The organism is Shewanella sp. MTB7 (assembly GCF_027571385.1).
Classification (GTDB): Bacteria; Pseudomonadota; Gammaproteobacteria; order Enterobacterales; family Shewanellaceae; genus Shewanella.
In genome coordinates this window covers 4,020,606-4,042,089 of record NZ_CP085636.1, presented here as the reverse complement: position 1 = coordinate 4,042,089, position 21,484 = coordinate 4,020,606, and the positions used below count along the sequence as shown (strand labels likewise).

17 protein-coding genes are annotated in these 21,484 nt (G+C 43.5%); 3 read left to right on the top strand and 14 right to left on the bottom strand.

What is annotated here, in order from left to right; translation table 11 throughout:
* Nucleotides 1-2 precede the first annotated feature (2 nt).
* Nucleotides 3-851, bottom strand: coding sequence for an AraC family transcriptional regulator (locus tag HWQ47_RS17505; RefSeq protein WP_442802116.1), 849 nt, complete (start codon nucleotides 849-851; stop codon nucleotides 3-5).
* A 227-nt stretch (nucleotides 852-1,078) separates the two neighbouring features.
* Between HWQ47_RS17505 and HWQ47_RS17500 the strand changes: the two genes are divergently transcribed.
* Together HWQ47_RS17500 and HWQ47_RS17495 are read left to right on the top strand one after the other, a co-directional pair.
* Nucleotides 1,079-1,480 carry a thiol-disulfide oxidoreductase DCC family protein gene (locus tag HWQ47_RS17500; RefSeq protein WP_269967344.1) on the top strand — a complete coding sequence of 134 codons (402 nt, stop codon included), beginning with the start codon at nucleotides 1,079-1,081 and terminating at the stop codon, nucleotides 1,478-1,480.
* Between the two features lie 43 nt (nucleotides 1,481-1,523).
* Entirely contained in the window at nucleotides 1,524-2,126 is a 603-nt protein-coding gene (locus HWQ47_RS17495) for a GNAT family N-acetyltransferase (protein ID WP_269967343.1), read from the top strand.
* A gap of 79 nt (nucleotides 2,127-2,205) precedes the next feature.
* Here HWQ47_RS17495 and panP read toward each other — a convergent pair whose 3' ends face one another.
* From panP to HWQ47_RS17470, 5 genes are all read right to left on the bottom strand, one after another.
* A complete protein-coding gene (panP, locus tag HWQ47_RS17490; protein WP_269967342.1) occupies nucleotides 2,206-3,852 on the bottom strand; it encodes a pyridoxal-dependent aspartate 1-decarboxylase PanP in 1,647 nt (548 codons plus the stop codon).
* Nucleotides 3,853-4,055: 203 nt separating this feature from the next.
* Complete coding sequence (locus tag HWQ47_RS17485; protein ID WP_269967341.1) at nucleotides 4,056-5,246, bottom strand: glycerate kinase; 1,191 nt, start codon at nucleotides 5,244-5,246, stop codon at nucleotides 4,056-4,058.
* 106 nt (nucleotides 5,247-5,352) lie between these two features.
* A complete protein-coding gene (locus HWQ47_RS17480; RefSeq protein ID WP_269967340.1) occupies nucleotides 5,353-6,711 on the bottom strand; it encodes a GntP family permease in 1,359 nt (452 codons plus the stop codon).
* A 554-nt stretch (nucleotides 6,712-7,265) separates the two neighbouring features.
* Entirely contained in the window at nucleotides 7,266-8,330 is a 1,065-nt protein-coding gene (locus HWQ47_RS17475; protein ID WP_269967339.1) for a murein transglycosylase domain-containing protein, read from the bottom strand.
* A 119-nt stretch (nucleotides 8,331-8,449) separates the two neighbouring features.
* Nucleotides 8,450-8,941, bottom strand: coding sequence for a GGDEF domain-containing protein (locus HWQ47_RS17470; RefSeq protein ID WP_269967338.1), 492 nt, complete (start codon nucleotides 8,939-8,941; stop codon nucleotides 8,450-8,452).
* Between the two features lie 11 nt (nucleotides 8,942-8,952).
* Between HWQ47_RS17470 and HWQ47_RS17465 the strand changes: the two genes are divergently transcribed.
* Nucleotides 8,953-10,109 (top strand): IS3 family transposase gene (locus HWQ47_RS17465; protein ID WP_269967337.1). Its coding sequence is split into 2 segments (ribosomal slippage): nucleotides 8,953-9,199 and nucleotides 9,199-10,109, totalling 1,158 coding nucleotides; the frame shifts between segments, so codons are not numbered across the junction.
* An 86-nt stretch (nucleotides 10,110-10,195) separates the two neighbouring features.
* Here the strand turns inward: HWQ47_RS17465 and HWQ47_RS28120 are convergent.
* The 8 genes from HWQ47_RS28120 to HWQ47_RS17425 form a co-directional block, all read right to left on the bottom strand.
* The gene (locus HWQ47_RS28120) at nucleotides 10,196-10,564 is read right to left on the bottom strand and encodes a GAF domain-containing protein (protein WP_442802100.1); all 369 of its coding nucleotides are present in this window, start codon (nucleotides 10,562-10,564) and stop codon (nucleotides 10,196-10,198) included.
* A gap of 166 nt (nucleotides 10,565-10,730) precedes the next feature.
* Nucleotides 10,731-11,888, bottom strand: a complete 1,158-nt coding sequence (locus HWQ47_RS17455) for a sugar diacid recognition domain-containing protein (protein ID WP_269967335.1) — start codon at nucleotides 11,886-11,888, stop codon at nucleotides 10,731-10,733.
* A gap of 134 nt (nucleotides 11,889-12,022) precedes the next feature.
* Nucleotides 12,023-12,640 (bottom strand): uracil-DNA glycosylase family protein, encoded by a 618-nt coding sequence (locus HWQ47_RS17450; protein WP_269967334.1) that lies wholly within the window; start codon nucleotides 12,638-12,640, stop codon nucleotides 12,023-12,025.
* Nucleotides 12,640-13,242, bottom strand: a complete 603-nt coding sequence (locus tag HWQ47_RS17445) for a hypothetical protein (protein WP_269967333.1) — start codon at nucleotides 13,240-13,242, stop codon at nucleotides 12,640-12,642. Before HWQ47_RS17445 ends, HWQ47_RS17450 begins: the two co-directional genes overlap by 1 nt.
* Before the next feature lie 164 nt (nucleotides 13,243-13,406).
* Entirely contained in the window at nucleotides 13,407-15,503 is a 2,097-nt protein-coding gene (locus HWQ47_RS17440) for an MtrB/PioB family decaheme-associated outer membrane protein (RefSeq protein ID WP_269967332.1), read from the bottom strand.
* A 14-nt stretch (nucleotides 15,504-15,517) separates the two neighbouring features.
* Nucleotides 15,518-16,507, bottom strand: a complete 990-nt coding sequence (locus tag HWQ47_RS17435; RefSeq protein ID WP_269967331.1) for a DmsE family decaheme c-type cytochrome — start codon at nucleotides 16,505-16,507, stop codon at nucleotides 15,518-15,520.
* Between the two features lie 93 nt (nucleotides 16,508-16,600).
* A complete protein-coding gene (locus HWQ47_RS17430; protein WP_269967330.1) occupies nucleotides 16,601-18,634 on the bottom strand; it encodes an OmcA/MtrC family decaheme c-type cytochrome in 2,034 nt (677 codons plus the stop codon).
* Between the two features lie 391 nt (nucleotides 18,635-19,025).
* Entirely contained in the window at nucleotides 19,026-21,251 is a 2,226-nt protein-coding gene (locus HWQ47_RS17425) for an OmcA/MtrC family decaheme c-type cytochrome (RefSeq protein WP_269967329.1), read from the bottom strand.
* Nucleotides 21,252-21,484 lie beyond the last annotated feature (233 nt).

Below are 21,484 nucleotides of genomic sequence, written 5' to 3'. Positions count from 1 at the left end.
ATTTAGGTTTCGTTGGCTTGTACAAATTTGCTATTGAATTCTTTTGCATATTGTCCAGGTGTCACGCCCATTGTGCGCTTAAAGTGACGATTAAGATGGCTTTGATCATGAAAGCCACATTCTTGCGCCACATCGAGCAGTTTGTAGCCTTGCTTAATTTTCTGTTTTGCTAATCGAACCCTAGATTGTATTTGATATGCATGGGGCGGCAGACCACATTTTATCTGAAACTGTTTAATTAAATAAAACGGACTTAGGCCAGCCAATTTAGCCAACTCCTCCAGTGAAGTATCAGCGCTTGGGTGATCATCTAGAAACTGTTTTACCAGCTCAAGCTGAATCAGGGCAGCAGCTTGCTGTGGAACCTCGATTTTACTTCGACTATGCCGAGTCATGAGTTTTATCATGGTTGAGTAGAGCACACTCTCACGCAATAGTCGGTTTTCAGAGGTATCTAAGGTGTGAAACATCATGCGCAGTATGTCGGCCATAGGTTTGTCATGTACCACGGGTTCCGGAAAGTAGGGCGGGCTATTTGCAGGTAAACCTAACTCTTTATTTAATTGGGATAACTGTTCTGGAAGAGGATACATAGCGCGGTAGGACCAACCACCTTCAGCAGCTGAACAACCGTTATGGACCTCATCGGCATTGACCAAAATAATGCTGTTTTGAGGAGCTATATGGTTACCACCAGTGCGGTAAAAACGTTGAGCTCCAGATTCAATTACCCCGACGGTATAACCTTCATGACTGTGACGGGAAAAGTTCTGTTTATGGTAGCTAGCGTTGAGTAGCTCAATTCCCCCCAGTTCTTTGGCATGGGTGAATTCGGCGACTTCTCGTTTAATCTGGCTTTGTAGGTCAGTGCTTTTCATCAAAGCATCATAGCGCATAAAGGGGCAATGCTTTTGTACAAAATTGTGCTAATACCCAAGTTATTTGAGTATATATTGCGCCTGAATTGATAAATATAATTGGAAGGAGAGAGTATTGCTTATCTCATGACTGGCTTCCTGCTCAGTATTAGGGCTATATTAAAGGTATAACTTGTTGTTATTGGCTTAATGAGAGTGAGATGAAAAATAAATATATCATCATCTTTGATGGCGTATGTAACTTGTGTCATGGTGCGGTTAATTTCATTATTGAACGTGATCCTCATTGTCATTTTGTGTTTACGTCGATGCAGAGTGATACCGCAAAATCTTTGATTGCTCGTTACGATGTCGAAGGGGAATACTCAGAAACCTTTTTTCTTATCAAAGATGATCAATGTTATATGAGAACTGATGCGGCCTTAGAGATCACCAAATCTCTCGCAGGTATCTGGCCAGCATTGGCAATGTTAAGGTTCATACCAAGGAGGATAAGAGATTTTTTCTACCGATTGCTGGGGCGAAACCGTTACGCACTATTTGGTCAGCGAGACATCTGTATCTTGCCAACGAGTGCGGTGCTGAGTCGTTTTATCGATTAATGCCATTTAGTAATACTTTATCAGTAGAATAAAGAGGCCGAATATGAATGAATTTGAAGAGTTATGTCGCTTCACAACTTCTAGATTAACAGTATCGAGTTGGTGGAACTTGGTCAGCAGCAGTGAGTCAGAGATCAAACTGGCTCAAACGGTGTTAGATACATTGACACCGAAAGTCACAGCGTCACTCCCTGTGGGCTGGCAAGATATTAAGCATATTGAGGATGCCCTAAACTGGATGAATGACAGAGCTAAGGAGAGCTGTTTTTTGGTAGTACAAGAGAGTTCAGGAGATCAAGTCATTGGATTTGTTTTCCTGCATGAATTAGTTCAAGAGTTAGAGGAGATATCACTAAGCTCAGAGGACATTAGAGTCAAAAGTGAGCTGCATCTAGGTTATCTGTTAGCCGAAAATTACTGGGGAAAAGGTTTTGCCAGTGAGCTTATTGCCGGATTAGTCGAATGGGCAAAAGCATCGGGAGATATCAAGTCATTTGTTGGTGGCGTCGATATCGACAATACTGCTTCTATCATGGTGATGGAGAAAAACGGTTTTACCTTCCACCAGTCAGAAGGCACGAGTAACACACTGTTTATGCAGTTAGAACTAGATACGCCAAATTTGAACAGGAGTAAGTTTAATTAACGTCTGTTCATAGGTATTAATCATGCGGAGAATATCGCTCTTTTCTCCGCTCCATTTCTCTTCTCTTGTTTACACTCCCTTAAGCGATACTGGACAAATTCAGCAGTTGTGGCAAAAATTCAGTTTCTTGATCTGCTATCTTTATTTGTTCAGATAAGACCTGCGCTAATATTTCATGGGTCGTCAATGGGTTGGCGAGTACTACGCGAAATACCACCGATTTTATATCCAGAGTGCCAACTTCTGAATTGATCCGAGTACGGGAGACAAACGAGGTGCCTCGTTCACGTTGACGTTTCTGTACAAACTTAGTTAAACCATCCAATAGATGATTAAATTCTGCCAGACGTTGAAGATCACCTGACGTTCTGGCTTGCGCCATCGCGATTTGAACCTGTTTGGGCACATAGCGGTAGGTCAACAAACACAGTTCTGGTTCTGAGATGAGCTCAAAGTTCTCTTGTTCCTTGATCAATTGAGCAAAATAACGGGCTTTCTCTATACTGCTATTTATCAAGATCTCATAACCATCACGGCCAATGACTTGAAGACAAGCATGAACTAACATGGCCATGCCTGGACGAGATCCCTCTAAAGTTTGACTGCCTAAATCTTTAGACCCCTTACGTAGAATGTATTCGGCGTGATGTTTAATAGCGTTGGCAAAAGTGGGATCTTTGAAGATAACCATGCCAGCGCCCATAGGCACGTACATCTGTTTGTGGGCATCGATAGTGACGGAATCCGCTCTTTCTATCCCTTTGAGCAGATGTCGATATTTGTTTGATAGCAAAGAAGCGCCGCCCCAAGCTGCATCAACATGGAAATGGCAATTAAGCTCAGCTGCTAAATCTGCTAACTCATCTAATGGATCAATATTACCGGTCTCAGTGGTGCCTGCTACACCGACGATGGCAAGTACTTTGATATTTTTGTGGGCAAGGTTTTTAGCTGCGACTCGCATCATTGCTACATCGACTTTATTATCACTAGAAGTGGAGATCTGAATGATATTCTCTCGTCCTATGCCCAAGAGATCCGCGGTTTTAGTCAGCGAGTAATGACCTCGTTCGGAGACGAGGATCGCTAAGTCGTCATAACCGTAATGACGTAACCCTTTTATCAAGCCTTGTGCGGCAACACCTTTAAAATCCCCATTGGCTTTTAATAGCTGATTGCGGGCGGTCCATAATGCGGTGATATTGGCGACGGTGCCACCTGAGCAAAAAGCCCCAAGGGAGACGTTTGCGCTGTGCATCCAGCTTTGATAAAAACTGTCATCTTCAGCATAAACAAGGTGGTGCATCATGCCGAGGACTTGACGTTCTAATGGTGTGAAGGCTTTTGAGGTTTCGATCTTGACCAGATTTTGATTGAGACCTACCATCATCTTAGACAGAGGTAACACAAAGTAAGGCAGCGCAGAGGTCATATGACCGATAAAGCTGGGTGCTGAGGTGTGCACTGAATGCGCCACTAAGGTTTTCATCATCTCATCGGCATAGTCGGAGACAAACTGAGGCGCTGATGGGATCCGGTGTTGCTGAAAATCCCGCTCAATTTCTGATAAAGGTTTCTCAACCGCAACCACGCTTTCCTGTAGGAAGCCCATTAGGTTTTGCGAGATGTTCTTCTCAATGACGCTTAAGGTGGAATCAGGGGCTTCTGGTACGGTAAAAATCCGCAGTAACGCCTCTTCTGAAGCTGTCGCTTGTCTCGGTGTCATCGAAATGTCCGTTCTTACCTAGTTGCACAATCGATGACATTATCCATCGAAAGCAGTATATCCAAAATGGATTGTCACTTTACTTTATGCGCTTTGGTGCATCAAGAAGAAAAACTAAATCGAAAGGTTTGAACCTCTGCATTATTAATTATTCAGTTAACACAGAGGGAAGGGGGGAAGTGAACCTGGTCTATATAATAAGATTATTTCTTGTGGTTCATGGCATAGAGCGCGGCGATATTCTGCGAGGTGGTAAATAAGTTATGTTTCGCGTTGGCCAGCACCTCTTCCAGAGGAAGGGATCTAGGAGTAATAGAGAACATGGCGTCGATGCCGTGGTCAAGCAGCACGTTGGCGTCGTCACTGACACAACCTGCAATGGCGATAACAGCAATATGTTGAGCTTTAGCTAAACGTGTCACCCCCATCGGTGTTTTACCGTGGAGGGTTTGGCTGTCTAATCTGCCTTCCCCTGTGATAACTAAATCTGCACCAATTAACTTCTCACTGAGTTTGACCGTTTCCATCACTATATCAATACCAGGTCTGAGCTTGGCGTTAAGAAAAGCCATCGTTCCAAGTCCCATACCGCCAGCTGCACCTGCACCTGCCTGATGGCGTCTATCTTGGATACCGGTTTGCGCAATTACATCCGCATAATGGGAGAGGGCGTTATTGAGTATCGACACCATTTCAGGTGTTGCGCCTTTTTGAGGACCAAATATGGCAGATGCCCCTTTGTCACCGCATAGGGGATTATCGACATCACATGCGATTTCAAATTCACATTCGACAATTAAGGGATGGGCATCTTGAAGTTCTATTCTAGCGAGTTTAGCGAGAGAACTGCCACCAACAGATAGTGATTTTCCTTCATTATCAAGCAGCTGAATGCCTAATGCCTGAGCCATTCCAGCACCACCGTCGTTTGTAGCACTGCCACCAAGTCCAATTAAAATGCGCTTAATGCCTCGGTTGAGTGCATCACAAATTAACTCTCCAGTACCATAGCTAGTGGTGATCTGTGGATCTCGTTTATTTGCCGGTACATGGTGTAGTCCTGAGGCTGCAGCCATCTCTATGATGGCTGTTTTTACCTTGTTATTGCCATCTGTTTTTACCTTGTTATTGCCATCTGTTTCGCCATGGTCCCCTAATATGCCATAGTGAGCAGCAACGCGATTGCCCAAGGGACCAATCACTTCAAGTTCGATGATAAAACCTTGAGTGGCATCAACCATAGATTGAACCGTGCCTTCCCCACCATCGGCCACGGGGACTTTAATATACTCCGCATCTGGCAGTACCATTTTAAAACCTGATTCAATCTCATTGGCGACTTCCATCGCGCTTAGGCTCTCTTTAAATGAATCTGGGGCGATAACTATTTTCATTGGTGTTCCTATCTGAGAGTGTCGATATCTATTACAGTGTCTGAACCTTTTTAGTTGTGTTCAGACACTCAATCCACTGAGATTAATCCACTAGAAATTCTAGCGCTTAAAGTAGCACTAAACTTAAGATGAAGACCAAAGTCATGGCGGTGATCCCTTGTACTAAGGTTGCCATGGTTTGTGCTTTATAAGCCTGCTTAACACTCATGCGGCTAAATTGAGTCACGACCCAGAAGAAGCTGTCGTTTGCATGAGAGACGGTCATCGCGCCAGCACCTATGGCCATCACAGTGAGTACGCGTCCCATATCACTAGCAAGACCAATATCGCCTAGCATAGGGGCGACGAGTGCTGATGTGGCAACCAGGGCAACCGTCGATGACCCTTGAGCTGATTTTAGTGCAGCAGCAACGATAAAGGGCATGAATATGCCGATCCCAAGCGCTGACAGTGAGGTACCAATAAAAGTACCAATCTCAGTCGCTTTAAGGACAGCACCAAATGCACCACCAGCGCCAGTGATCAACAAGATAGGCGCAGCTACCACTAAACCTTGACTAATGCGTTCGCTAAATTCTTTGATTTTATTACTATCTTTCAATAATGAGATAGAGAGGAATAGGCCAATCATTAGCGCGTTGACAGGTTGACCGAGAAAGATCAGTAGATCGAATAGAAAGTCATTTCCTAGCGGTGCCGAAGGGAAATTAGCGATAGAGCCAAAACAGATGAGTAATATAGGCACGAAGATAGGCGCGAAAGCGCGAGAAGCACTGGGTAGAATGCCATAGGTCTCTTTGAGTTTTTCAAAATCTTCTACGTTGTTTTTAAGCTCTTCAGCCCCTTCACCATCAGGCTCTACGTCAGCAAAGCGATTTGCCCAAAGCGTACCTGCAAGGGCTGCAACCGCGGCAACAAACATACCGACAAAAATAACTAAACCTAAGTTTGAGCCCAGACCTAAGTTACCCGCTGCGGCAATTGGCCCCGGTGTTGGCGGTACAAAAGTGTGGGTCGCATACAAACCGGTTGCTAAAGCCACACTCATCGAGACACTAGAGACCTTCATGCGATTTGCCATCGATTGTTTCAATGAGTTTAAGATCACAAAACCTGAGTCACAAAAAACCGGGATAGAGACCAAGTAACCGATAATTGACATAGTGAGTGTAGGGAAACGTTTGCCAAGTACCTTGATGACGACATCTGCCATCGTAATGGCTGCGCCACTTTTTTCCAATATGGTACCGATAATAGTACCTAAGACGATGACTAAGCCTATGTAGCCTAATATCCCGCCAAAGCCTGACGTGATAATGCCGGCGACATCAGCGCTGGGTAAACCGTAGGCAAATGCGGTGATAAACGAGGCAAGAATTAAGGTTAGAAATGGATGGAGTTTAAATTTTGAGGTGGCAATAACAATGAAGAATATCACTGCCAACAAGATAAGTACTTGGATCATAGGAGGTCCCTGTTTGGGTATTATTCGTTATTTTTTGGGTTAACCCGGGTTGTTAGTCGTTAATACCAATCAATATAAAGATGTTATCGCTCAGCGAGAGTTTAGCGCTTCTGAGACAAGGCAACGAGTGAAGAACATAGTTGTTCTACGTTTAAGCTCGTTAACACAGTATCAGAGGCGCAAAAACTCGCCTTAGGAGTGTTTTTGGCGGCCTACTTCTGCGTTGAATGAACTTGTAAGGGAATAACCATTACATCATCCATTCCCCTTGAATTAGTTTGCCAAAACCATTCTGAGTAGATCACTTTCTTAAATTGATTGGTATACAATTTACGGCTAAGGTATTTCAGGCTTGGCTATTATCCTGTGCAAAGTACAATCAGGCATCGTGGTTAGTGACTAATTTGTCGGCTTTATCCATGTATGATTTGTGCAAATGCACAAATCATACATGGATAAAGGTTAATGCTAATGGATTAAGCTGAATTGCTGGTATCAAACATTACGTTAGCTAATTTAGTCCTAGAGTTAACGTCAGTTAGTGAATGGATAACTTATAGATGGGTATACTTTTTCTGTTTGTTACTTACCTTGGTTAAATAGTGTCGTGTTTCTCCTCTAATGTGTCTATTGGTGAGAAACCAATAGAATTCACTGACACTCATCTTGTTAATGCGAGCCGTGGCTTTAGTACGATTAGCCTTGGGATCTAAACTCTTCCACAGATTACCGCTACCACCGTTGTAGCTAGATATCATGGCGTACTCCAGCTTTTTGGGGTGAGTTATCCCTGTTAAATAACGCGTAGATAATATCTGCAAGTAGCCTGTGGCTAAATCGATATTTTTTTGCGGATCGTAAAGATAGGCGGAGGTTGGTGTATGTTTATAACCCTTGATGAGAGAGAAGTAGTCTCTTCCTGCAGTGTTGGCTTTTACCTGCATTAAACCTAATGCATTGGAGCGGGATCTCGCCATCGGGTTAAAGGCGCTCTCAGTCTCCATAATGGCCATAATAAGCTCAGGAGCTATGCCATAATGTCGGCCAGAAGCTTGAGCATATTGAATGTATTTCCCACCCGCTATTTTGGTATGGTCAGCGACCATTTTAATGGCGATGCGAGTTTGGGATTCTAGGGGCAACTTCTTTGCAATAAGATAGTCGGCGAAACGCTCTGCACGCCAAAGATATTCGATAGGCCTGTTTTCATGATCAACTATTTGTCCCCAAAAGAAAGGCCGTTTCCCCTTATTTACCAGACCAAAATCCTGTGCCGTCTTGGCATCGATCAACTTAGGATCTACCTGCGTGAGTAGCACCTGTATGATGGCTTGTTTGAGCTGAGATCTATTCGAGGTTTCGATTAAAATTAATCCGCGCTCGAAATCAACATAAGTGCTGGATTTATGCTCATTAGTGAGGGTCAGTACTGAGGGTCTATCAAGGGCTGAGTTAGGTGTAGTCCCTTGATATTCACGAAGTAGAGCCGCCACATCCTCATCCCCTTGGTATTCGAGTAACAGGGCGGCTACATCTGCATCATAGTCGTTGAGTTCGATAGCGTGAGTTGCAAACGAAAAAGTGAGGATCAGAAAGTAGGTAAAAAAAGTGGGTTTCATTTTCAGTTGCTTTGACACTATATACCTCAAGTTGCCAAATTATACGCTAGAGATACATACCCAAGCTACTTGGAAATGCAGAACATTCTCAGGTAGTTTGGCTATCGATAAAAACAAGGCTATTTTTGGTGATCAGTTTTCTTTAACTTCTTATTACTATACATATTTTGATCTGCTGTAGTGAGGATCTCTGCCAATGTCGACTTGTCTTCAGGTTTTATCAGGGTGTAACCGTAGGAGAAGTGGATGTCCGGAAGATAAGTTTGATCAGCGAGATGTTGGTTCATTCGGTTAATGTAAACATCGACACACTCGGTATCTTCAGCATGAATAATGACAATAAATTCATCGCCACCCCAACGTGCGACAAGATCACAATTGCGACTGTTCTGCTTAAGATTCATGGCAAATTGATTAAGTAACTTATCCCCCATGTCGTGGCCATATCGGTCGTTGGCAGTTTTAAACTTATCCAGATCGAAGTAGATCAAGATGAGTTGTCTTTTTAGTCGCCTAGCTAGATCTTGAGTGCTTTGTAATAAGTCAATTAAGCCTCGGTAATCTGGTCTAATCGGTCCGGACACCTTGATTGTGGATAATACGATAATCAATCGAGGTGATCATGAATACAAAACGTCAGTATCGAACTTATACCAAAGAATTTAAAGAAGAAGCCATCGGCTTAATCACAGAACAAGGCTACACCGTCCCGCAAGCTGCCGATGCGCTAGGAGTGTCATCAAACCTGCTATATACCTGGAGACAGAAGGCTGAGGAGCTCGAAAACTCATCCGTTAGTTCAGATGAAAAGACTGAGCTATTAGCGCTTCGAAAAGAGGTTAAGCAGCTGAGAATGGAGAAAGAAATTCTAAAAAAGGCCAGTGCCTTCTTCGCGAGAGAAATGAAGTAAAGTTTCGGTTTATTCGAGAGCATAAGCCTCGATTCCCGACAAAAACGCTTTGTTATGTTCTGCGTGTAAGTCGCAGTACATTTTATGATTGGCTAGCTAGACCAGCTCAAATAATAAGTGAGCAAGAGCTCAATCTCTACCGAACGGCTAAACGTCTTTTTAAGCGCAGCCGAGGAAGTTTAGGCTCTCGTCAACTAGCCAAGAAACTACGCCTGGAAGGCTTCAGTATTGGACGTTATCGCACTCGAACTATTATGCGAAAGCTCGGTCTAGTAGTCACTCAACGTCAAGCTTACAAGGTAACTACAAAGCGTAAACACAGTGATAGCGTTGCAGATAATCTGCTGGATCAGCAATTCTATCCTGAGAAAGTTAATCAGATTTGGGCTGGTGATGTGACTTATTTAAGGACGCGTCAGGGCTGGATGTTTCTAGCTATTGTAATGGACTTACACTCTAGACGCATAGTAGGTTGGGCCATATCAAAGCGCATGACTGTTAATTTAGTTGAGCGAGCATTGCGAATGGCAATAACGTTACGAAAACCCAAAAGAGGGATCATGTTTCATAGTGACAGAGGCTCACAATACACCAGTAAGCAGTTTCAAAACCTGTTGAATGGACATGGGATAGTTGCTTCGATGAGCAGCGTAGGAGCCTGTTTAGACAATGCAGTTGTTGAGCGTTTCTTTGGAAGTTTGAAGCATGAGTGGTTGTTAAATGTGGTGCATTTAACGCGGGAAACAATGAAGCAAAATGTTGAAGAATATATTCGGTATTACAACCACGAGCGGCTTCACACAACACTTGGTGATTTAACACCTATCAGCTACGAAAAATTACAAAGTAAGGTGTCCGGTTTGGCTTGACCAGAATACGGCGATTATAGATTTGAGTTAAGGGGTCGGTATAACTCATTTTCAATAGTTGCTCTTCTTTGTAAAGGTGGCGTAGATCACTGTCTAGCACCTCTTTTATTACATTTAGGGCATCGATATAGTCTTGTGGATAGTCGGTGATCTGAGTATTTAATACACTTACAAGAGCCAAAGGTACTCCCATCTGGCCAGACTATCGGCAGTCCTAGATAAGAGAGATAAGGCATCTCATTCTCTTGGTACCTGGATTCTTGTCTTAGGTCGTTTATATACAGATATTGAGCTGTCGTTATCACATCAGTGCAATAGTGGTTGTTATCTATATTAAATCTATTTGAAGCAAACTGAGTTTGCCACTTTTGCCAATCACTCTCTTCAACTTCAATATTTAAAATCGATAAATTGAGACTCTCAGATTGAATATTGGATGATGACCCTTTTTTCACTCGTTGACCTTTTACAACTGGGCAATTTAGTTAAGTTTAGCTAAGAGGCCATTTTTTTGATCATTATCTTTGGTGATGGTAGAGAAACTCTACCTAGATCCAGATCTAGAATAGCTAAAAGAAGAGACCAAATTTCTGTTTATGGGTTAGCTTAGGCATTAATTGGTTACTTGTTTTCGTGCTTTGTCAGCACTTGTCCTAAATAGAGAATGAGTAGTCCATCGAGTTGTTGAATATTAACACCAGTAATCTTTTGGATCTTCTCGAGTCGATACCTTAATGTGTTTCGATGAATAAATAGGGTTCTAGCGCACATCTGTTGGTCGCCAAAATGAGTGAGGTAAGCCGCTAAGGTCTTGTTGAGCTGACCTTTCTTATCGGCATTTAATAATGTCTGATAGGGGGCCGATAGCTCTATTCCACGCCAATCATCTTTCAGTGTTGATAGAAGCACTTGCAGGGAATAGTCGTCGTAAAGATATTTGTTCTGTTCTGGGTGTAATAGCGTCCCCAGACCTAATGTTTCTTTGGCTGTCTGGTAAGAACGGGCTATGTCGGTTGGTTTAACAAAAAAATGCCCGAGAGATATTTTTAATCTAGCGTTCATCTCTGTTGGTAAACGAGCAAGTAGTTGATCTATACGTTGGCTTTCCAAGTGAGGATCCCACTGTTTTCCATTAAGGAAAGCGGGCTTTAAAATGACGAGCTCTGTCATTGAAGTCATGGCGACTAAGTTGCCTCTAGAAGGGGTTTCAAGCAGGTTTAGTACCATTTTTAAGATAGAGTCGGCCGATATCAGCCCTTTATCCCCTTGAACCTGAACAACTGCTGCCACGCGTGGGGCGTCTATATTGATGCCTAATTGTGAAGACCAATCTCTGAGATGAGAGTTAAACTCGCCTCTGGATTTTATTAATTGAAGAATGAACTCCTCTTTTTGACGATACTGCCATTGAGCAAGCTCAAGGGAGTTAGCTTGTTCGACAATTAACTCGGCGGTCATCTTAAGTAGTTCACCATAACTTTTCAGCGTTTCGGGATCACCCGTTATGCCGATAACACCTATGATCTCTCCCTTATAATGTAGAGGTAAATTAATGCCTGCTTTCACGCCATGAAGGTTTTTAGCGCTAGCAGCATTTATGTCGACGGTTCTATTTTGGCTTATGGCAAGTAGGGCTCCTTCGTGAGTGGAACCTACGCGATGAGGATCTCCGGAGCCTAAGATCACACCTTGTGCATTCATTACATTTATATTATGGACGATGATTTTCATCGTACGCTCTACAATTTGTTGTGCCAAAGTGGTATCAAGAAAATACACCGTCATCTCCCTAAAGGTTTTGTTTAGCTTAATGGATTTTAGGAGCCATCACTATGAGGCATCACAGACTTTTGCAACGAGGTTATGTCTACTTGATAGTACCGAATGAATCTATTCTGAGTTGATAGTGCTATTTAGTGGGGGCCAATAAGCTGTGCTACTCGTGTTTTAAGTGCTGGTAACAATATTTGTTCGCACTCAGGGTGTTTCTTCAAGTAGAGGTTATTTCTTGGACTTGGGTGTGGTAATACCATATGTTGCGGCCAATATTCTTGCCATTGGGAAACCGCTTGCGTCACTGTGAGCTTACCACCAGAAGTCGACTTACCCAGATGATAGTCAATGGCATATTGGCCGAGAATGATGGTCAATTCTACATGGGATAATTGATTGAGTAGTGTTTGACGCCAAGTCGCAGCGCACCTTTTAAGCGGGGGTTTATCACCACTCTTTTTTCCACTAGTGATGATAGTTCCAGGGAAACAAAATCCCATAGGCAAAATAGCAAAGAGTTTAGGGTCGTAAAACTGTGCCTCGCTGACTCCTAGCCACAGCCTTAGTCTATCGCCACTGGGATCGCTAAATGCGCGTCCATGGTTATGGGCTCTTATTCCAGGTGCTTGTCCTACTATTAATATTTTAGATTCTGCCGAGATTTGAATAATGGGCTTAGCAGGTAAGGGGAGCTCAGCCTGACAAAGTTGGCAAGCAGAAATTTGAGTGATTAAAGCTGGTAGATTATCTGTACTCATTACTTTGCAGCGACGCTCTCAACAGTTTGGTAGATCCAGTATATCAACATTGAATAGCTAATCGCCAATGTCAGCAAGCTTAGGGGGCGAAACCTATGACTCGAGTCGTTGAATGATAGATGACAGACAACAATTGAGAAAAGTGCTAAAGGCGGTAAAAAATATGCCAATGCTAATATTCCTATGGCTCCCATAGTTAAGATCAGGGAGCTATATTGATGTTGTGCTTTTGAGTGAGTCGTCAATAGAAGTGGGAGCAGGGATAGGCCAACGGAAATCATAATTAATCCACAATTTAAGGCAAGATTGGCGATCCCAACATGATCGATTAAGGTCCAAATAAGGGCTGTTGTAGGTAAAATTAAGCTGACAAAGGTATGGCCACGACTAAATCGTTTACTTTGGTATTTACCCGCAAAGAAGAATAATCCATTTAAGATCAGGTTCATTACGCTAACACTACCAAGCAACAAGATGATAAAGGCGGTGGCGGTATAGCCTGTAGCGTCTACGGCATGAGCTGGGAAAATGGAAAATGACAAAAGTAGCGTGAGTGTTGCAAGTAAAGCTGAAATAAATGATGGGGATTTAGATACTGACATGTGTATTCATAGATTAAGATTTTGTGCGTCACCATCGCCTAAAGTAGGATTTAATTCAAGATCGTTAATATGATTTTGAGATCTAGGTGTATTGGTTTTTTAACGTGCTTCTATAGCAATAAAAAAGCCAGTTCCGATAGTGAAACTGGCTTCTGTTTTATAGCTTAGAGTCTGTAGCTCATGCTTAGCATGATAAGGTGCGCGTTATAGTCGTGACTATTGCTGCCAAAACTAAGTACGTTCCAGATCCCATCAGGTGCGATATCGTTACCCGCATCATTATCTTGGTATTTCTCCATCTTATAATCTAAGCGAAGTGCCATCTGCTCGGTGGCTTGATATTGACCATAGATATTGACGTTGTGAACTTTAGCGAAGTAATCCCCATAATCACCGGCAATACCTTGGGTGACCTGAGTGTTACTGTTGGAATCTGCATAAGTGTAATCAACGCCTAGACGAAGTTTCTGCTCCATTAGATTGTTGTAACTAAAACTTGCGCCGATAACATCGACTTGGTCTTCAACCTTGCTAGTCCAAGTTGGTGCACTAAATGTACTGCTGCCGGCTTGATCTGATTCAATGATTTGACGGTTGTAGAAAGCCGTTAAGGTTATGTCATCGCTAAGCATATAACTGGCACTGGCGTCATAACTTAAGTCAGTAGATTCCGTTAAGCCAATCTGGGTGTCATTGTAGTCATCGATGGCGTAGCGTGTACCAAAGTCTAGAGTCAAGGTGTCGATTGGACTGTGGGTAACACGAGCCTCAATCATGGTTCGTTTACGGTCGGCTAAGTTATATTTACGCAGCAGATCGTTTGACTCAGATGAGGTCCATTCAGAAGCTTGATACTTAGAACCATCCCGCTGGCCGTAACTCCCTTTAATCCACATATCCCAGTTTTCAAATGTACTTAGACGGAACTTAGTCCAAAGTGTATTTTCGTTGGTGGTTTCGCGGTCTTGGTATGTACGGTCATCAGTGCGGTAATCGTAACCTGTTTCGAGCTTCATACCACGATTTATACGGTAATCGACACTCAATTTAGCGCGCTGAGTGGTGATATCATATGGCGTGTTATAGGCTGCTTGACCTGTTGTTGAGTCGATGCTTATCTGCGTCCACTCTTCGATGTTGGTCTTGTTGTCACGGTCTGAATAATCGTAGCTTGCTTTAACACGTACGCTGCGATTAATACGCGAGACTAACTTCAAGTTAACCCCTGTCATGTCAACTTTACCATCGAGAGACTCAGTCGGCACTTGATAGCCGTAACCTGAGGTTACAAAAGCTTGATCTTGTGTCATCTGACCATAGTGAACACGTGCGCTCATGATGGTTCTATCGATATTCATCTGTCCCATTAATGAAACGGTATGCGCTTCGTTATCAGGATCTAGTGCCATATAACCATGTGTCGCGGCGCCAAATGTCGGGTTAAAGGCGTTATCGAAACCCAGTTGGCTATAGGCGTTTTTAAATATAGATCCATTGTAATGTATTGCGGTAAACCAGTTATCACCCTTAAGCTTAACGCCCGCCTCAACGGTGTCAGTGGTGTAGTCTACGGGTTCAGCTAACATCATTGACTGGTTGAAGAAACTACCGGAAGCTTGCTTTAGTCCAGTTTTATCTTCACGCAGGTAACTAACGTAAGTGCTCCATAACTCTTCGCCTTGGTAGTCAAACCCCAGACCTGTCCGCTTACGTTTTAACGATAACTCGATAGGATTTAAGCTGTTATAAAGCTGACTCATGTCTTGAGTTGAACCAGCAGTTTGCCAATTGCTTGGCAAGGTAAGATCATCCCCACCAACACCCAAATAAGGCGTCATGGCGCTGTCGGTTTTGTAGGTTGCGATTTGACGGTAATTTAGGTTCAAATTGTATTGACCCACTTTACCGGCATCAATATTTATGCGGCCATTTTCCATGCCTAAATTATCGGCTTCAACTGTGGTGCGGTAGCCACTCTTACCTGCATAAACTAGATCAGCATCGATCTTGCCTGCAAACTCATTTTCTGCGGCAAAGGCATTGGCTGAGCGAATATCATCACTGTCATTATAACCTACGCCGACACCAACTGTGCCGCTCGCGCTGGTTGCAATAGCGCAACGTTTACAATTCCATTTGTCGAACTTCACTTTGTCGGTATTAGCGTTTTGCAGATCATAGCCTCCAGCTGCCATTGCCGTTGTGGCTATCCCGGCATTTGCGAGGAGGGCGAGGGTCACTAAATTTAATTTGAATTTCATCTTCTCGACTCCTGTTAGCGCTGAAATAGCTTGCCAGATGGGTGGTTAGAACCATGGATTTGATTGTGACAATTCAAACAACTACGACCACCAGTGAAAGCATTTCCGCCAACGGTTGATCCTTGATCTGTATTACCTAAATAAGCATTACTGGCATGACCATCGCTTGCATGACATTGTTGACATAACTGAGGAGCACGCGTTTTCAGCATTGCATCATTGACACTGCCATGTGGGTTGTGACAGGTGACACAATCTTCAGTGACGGGTGCATGCTCCCACAGCTTTGGGCCACGCTTCTCAGCGTGACATGAGTAGCAGGTCTCGTTAATGCTAGGCTTAACTAAGTCAGAATCTGACATGGTACCGTGGGGATTGTGGCAATCGCTACATACCATTTGATTCCATTTCATCGGATGACTAGAACGTTTGTTCATATCCGCTTTTTGCTTAGTGTGGCAACTGGTACACACTTCCATTTCAGTGTTCTTAGACAAGACAGGATCTTTGTCAACGTGAATGGAGTGACATGAGGCACAGGCAACATCGGCATTGTCATGGTGACCACCATTCCAAGCCATGCGCTTATCATCTTGGTGACAGCTCATGCAGACACTATTTTGCTTTTCGGCTGAAAGAGTTGACTCAGAACCGAAGGCGATCATCGGTTCTTTACCTCCTCGGTTATGTTGACCCAAAGGACCGTGACATGCTTCACATTGAAGGCCTGCCATCGGGCTCTTGCTTGAATCGATGGAACCATGAACCCCTTTAAAGATATCCATGACATCTGCGGATTTACGGTGACACATTAAGCAAGTGTCTGCCCCTTTAGGTGAGTATTTACCTTCAGCGAACTTTTTGTCCAGTGTGGCTTCTACTTCATCGGGGGTCATAGTGGCATCCCATTTTGATGCCATAGCACCTTGAGTGATACCAAGGGATAACACTGCTGTTGCCATGATGGCTAACAGATGTTTTTTAAGATTATGTATTATTTTCATATTGATTTTCCTAATCTGCGCAAAATAGCTTGAAGACAGGGGAGAGAACTCCCCTCTTACAAACTCTCTGTTTACCGATAAGAGTTGGGCAAATTACATCTTCACCGAAGTGTGATCATTGATAAGTGGGTTATGGCACAAAAAGCAGGTCTCTAATTGAGCCGCTTCATTTGCTACACCATAGTCAACATTCACTTTAGCGCCTTGGCTTTCGGCGTGATTTATGAATTTATCACCACTGTGGTTGTGACATGAATAACAGGTTGCCGCGATAGGAGTGGTATATAAGCTAACAGCTTCGGAGCCAGTTGAAGCTTCATCTACACTGGTTGCAAATGCCCCTTTTTTGGCAAATGCAGCTTGGTTAAAGTCTGAATGACACTGGCTACAGTTCATGCCTGGGATAGCTGCATAATCACCTTGGCTGTGAGTTTTATGGAGTTTCATCTCGATAGCACCGAGGTTAGCGCCTGAACCAAAAGTGCCGTCAGGGGTATGGCAAGATGTACAACCATCGATACCAACAATCATTTCTCCCGCTTCGTTTACACGGCCCACTTGCTCTGACATGACAAATCCAGGGTGGTAACCCTTGTGTATCTCAAACTCAGTGCCATGACAGTTTTCACAAGAGGTGAAGTTCACCGAGTCTGTGTGACGTACACTTGGCGCTTCGCCAGACAAAGTACCATGAGCAAGTTCAGCTTTAACCGCAGTAATTTCAACACCCTCAGCACAAGCAACTAAGCCAGTGCCGTCGTTACATAGCGCTAAACCTACAAAGCTAAAGGCGGTATCGGTATCGCCAGCACCATAAGGTAGATTTTTGATGACGGTAACAAACTTACCATCCACAATGTCTACATTAGCGTCTACAACGCCTACTTTAACGAAATCAATCGCCACCTTCTTTAATTCTGCAGGGTTAGTGTTATAACCCATGATCGGGAAGTTAGGCCCTACGTTTGTGATCGTTTCTAGTTGCTGAATGCTTGCAACCAATGTGTTCGCATCAATGGCTACGCCCTGTGCATTGGTGATGGTGATGCTTAGTGTTGTTTCACTACCTGCAGCTTTTGCTATGGCTGTTAAGCTTGCTTCCATTCCATACTGGTCAACAAACGCTTTCTTTTGAGCAAAACCGTCAGTGTGCAGTTCTTCAGTCCAACTGGCGTTGTGACATGCGATACAGTTTGAGTTGTCGGCTTGCTGAGAGTGACCTTGACCTGCTTTAAAGTTGATATCGACGTGACAGCTAGTACAAGTTTCCATGGTTGGCATACGAGACCAGTTGCCCCATTCACTCAACTCATCGCTGTCTTCTTCTGGTGCAACGTGACAGGTTTTACAGTTGTCTTGCAGCAAAGCATGGGCTTTTTTTGCATCTTTAGTGAATTCACCTGTGGTTCTGTCAGCCTTGTAGCCTTTCGCTGAGTTATGGACATTGTGGACCATATGAGTGAAAGCGACTTCGGGTTTACCGCGACCTTCTGCCCATTCTTGGGTGTGACAAGAGGCACAGGTTTCAGCTGAAGTATAACCGTGATAAATCTTCTCACCAACAGCATGACAAGAGTTACATGTTGCAGTTGCAACGATATTCTTGCTGTAAAGAGCTTGGTAACCGTCACCGGAGAAGTCTTGTGACAATTCAGTGCGAGGCACAGTTGTCACGTCATCTTGTAGGGTCGAGGCACTGGCTATCACATTGTATCTTTGAGTCAGCTCAGAGTTATATCCATCAAGCGTGACGTCGAAGGTGTAGTGACCATTCTTATGATCGGTAAAGACTTTTTCTGAGCCAATTTTTTGCCACTGGGCGCTATTTCCTGCACCAGTAGCACCTTGAGGTATCAGTTGTGCCACAGCTTTAACTTCCAGTGCTTTTAAACCTACTACTGGTAGGTCCTCTTCATTGGTCGCAAAAACCGTGATAGTCGGCTTACCGTCTTGATAGCTTACTTGTGTCACATCGAGGTTCAATACGTTAACAACATCGGCTGCTGGACCACCTGGGTTGCCAGGTTCTCCCTCATTGCCATCACTGCCGCCACAACCAGTTAAGGCTATTGAAACAGCACTTGCTGCAAGAAGCAGCGCAAATTTATTATTTTGTACGTTCATCATTTTTCCCTGCATAGGTTTGACATTGACTTGTGTGCACTGGGCGAAAAACGATACTGATTATCATTTGTATGTTCTTCATTATAAATGTGCTACTTAAGTCAATGCTGGAAACAAAAATCCCCAATCAAAGGCTAACGTAATTAGTCGATGAAATCTGTAAAGTGGGTGCTAATGTGTGACTCAGATCTGTCTATTTATAAGGGGGTAGTTTTAGGGTGGGTGGAGAGTCAGGAACTTAACAAAACAATCAAATTTTTTGGATCATAAACCAATGAAGTTATATGCAACATGATCGTCGTTTTGAGCGGAAAGAAAAGGGAGGCTATGCCTCCCTTTGGGTAAAGTCTAATATTAATGGGTTAGCTTAATACTCCCCATCTTTATTCTTTTTTTAGTAGCCGTGCAGTTCAATCACTTTCTCTGGAGAGTGACAAGTAGAGCAGGTCTCTTTAGCGCGGTTTTGTACATCAGCAGCATCAAAACCATCTAAAATACCACCATTAGTGGTGATGTGCGCCTTACCTGAGTCGCTTAAGTATTTCTGGTGACAACTTAAACAAGCACCTGCATCAGAAGATACCCAGATATCCTTGCCGTCAGCATCGCCGTAGCGCCACGCACGATCAGGAGAGCGGCCTAGTTCGATACCGTTATCACTATGACAAGTTTTGCAGTCAGTTTTTACCACTGTTCCTGAACCAACACCCGCATACTTCAGGTAGTGGCCTTCTGCATGGTGAGCTTTATAAGCGAAGCTAGTTGGTACATTGCCGCCCCACTTATTAAGCCCTTTGTCAGGAGTGTGACAAGTTTGACAGTTTACGCCGTTGTCGTAGTGAACGATCTCTTGGTTGTGACAACCCATACACTTAGTAGTATCGATAATATCACGACGCGCTTTTGCATCTTCAGTAGTATCAGTGCCGTTCCAAGTGAAACTTAGTGGTTCATGTTGGATATAGGCTGCGTTGGTGAGTAATTTAGTTGGATCAGCTTCGTCATATTGACATGCCGTTGGCTCAACTAATGGACGACCATAGCCACCCGCTGTGAAGCAAGTTGCAACACCGGCAAATAACTCAACACTTTTACCATTTAGCTCAGCTGGTAGTACAAGTTCGCTGTTAGCGCTGTTGATGGTGAAAGTCTTTGTTGTTTCATCATAGGTAGACACGCTAGGATCTAGCAGTGCAAATCCTCGTGCACTGTATTTAGTGCCATCAGTGTAAGCAGGGAAATCCTTATCGGTATCCCAAGAGAAGTAGATGCTTGATTTAGTGTACATGCTTGGGTTTGCAATGAACTCTTTAGCAATCGCCTCGTCTTTTTCATTGAGGATCTGCACCTTGAAGGTAAGCACACCTTCTGCAACCTCAATGTTATCGAACTTAGCAGAGTAATCTTGGCTTACCTTATAGCGCTTAGTTGCATCGCCATGGGCTTCAGAAGCACCTCTGGCATAACCCTCTTCAACATGACAAGAGATACAATTTTCTTCGCTTGGGTCATGATATGCTTTTGGCATCGTGGTATGACAGGCGATACACGCTGTATTACTTTGGTTTGCTAGGAATAGCTCGGCATTGGCAGGTGCATTCTCGCCTGTCACGTGACAAGCGGTACAATCAGCAGCAGGATTTTGTGGGTACATCACCTTACCGTAATCGTGAACGCCACCACCATAACCGATAACCTTGTATGGTGCTGGAATATTGCCTTTGGCATCGGCGTCAGGTGATTCAGGTGCGTAAGTCGTACGTGCATTACCTTTATGGATCGCATGGATCATATAAGTGAAGTCGACGCTGTTACCACTTTCTGGATCGCCAGATGTGCCAGTATGGCATGAGGCGCAGTTTTCAAGGTCGATACGACGTCCGCCGTGAAACGCTATGCTATCAGGCTGATGACAGGTATAGCATGTTTCGATAGCGACCACGTCACGAGTTTGAATTCCTGCAGTTAGTCCTGTTGACGGTTGCCAATCGAAATGCGCATTGGCAGCAAAATTCGGCAGCTCTAACTCTAGGGTTGCGCGTTGGGTATTATCTGCGCTGTAAATGACTTCAACAGGTGTCGTTACATTAGAAATATGTTGTTGGAAACTGTAAGTGTATGTGCCGTCTTTATTGTCAACAAAACAGGTTTCGCAGTTAGAGGCTTTTTCAACTTCTGCCTGGAATTGATTTGAAGGGTCGATATGTGACTCACCTTCAGGGATCCAGTCTGGGTTAGGTGTTTTTTCTGTATTGATATAGGCTTGCCATTGGAAACCTCGATCGAACTCAACGGCTTCATCCCCTTCACCAAAAATACGGGTTTCTTGAGTTAATTGAGCAATACCAAAACGTAAGTCGTGATCTTTCGTTAAACCTAACACTGCGACGCCGTTGTCATTTTCAAGTTTGAAATCTACGGTGACAACACCAGCGTCTACTTTCGCGTTCGTAAAAACAACATTGACACTTTTTGCTGAATCGATATTAACACCGATAATACCATCTTCTCCGTTAGTGCCATCTTTCCCGTCGCTGCCACAACCGATAAGAGCAAAAGAGAGAAGTCCTGCACCTAATACAGCTTTAGTTGCTGTATTAAAATTGAACTGTTTCATCATGATTATTCCCTGCAATAGTTTTAATCATCACTAACTTTTTGCTAATTTTTCTTAACTTGAGATAAGAGGAATTCTTATCGTTAGGCTAATTGTTAATTAATAGTTAGTGTGTGGAATTAATTTCCAGCTATAGGCTAACTAAGCGCGCACTTTTTAGCAGGTGTTTTAGCCCCTTTATGTGAGTTAGATCTGACTATTTCTTTAGAGGTAGATTGTTGAGGTTAGTTTCTAGA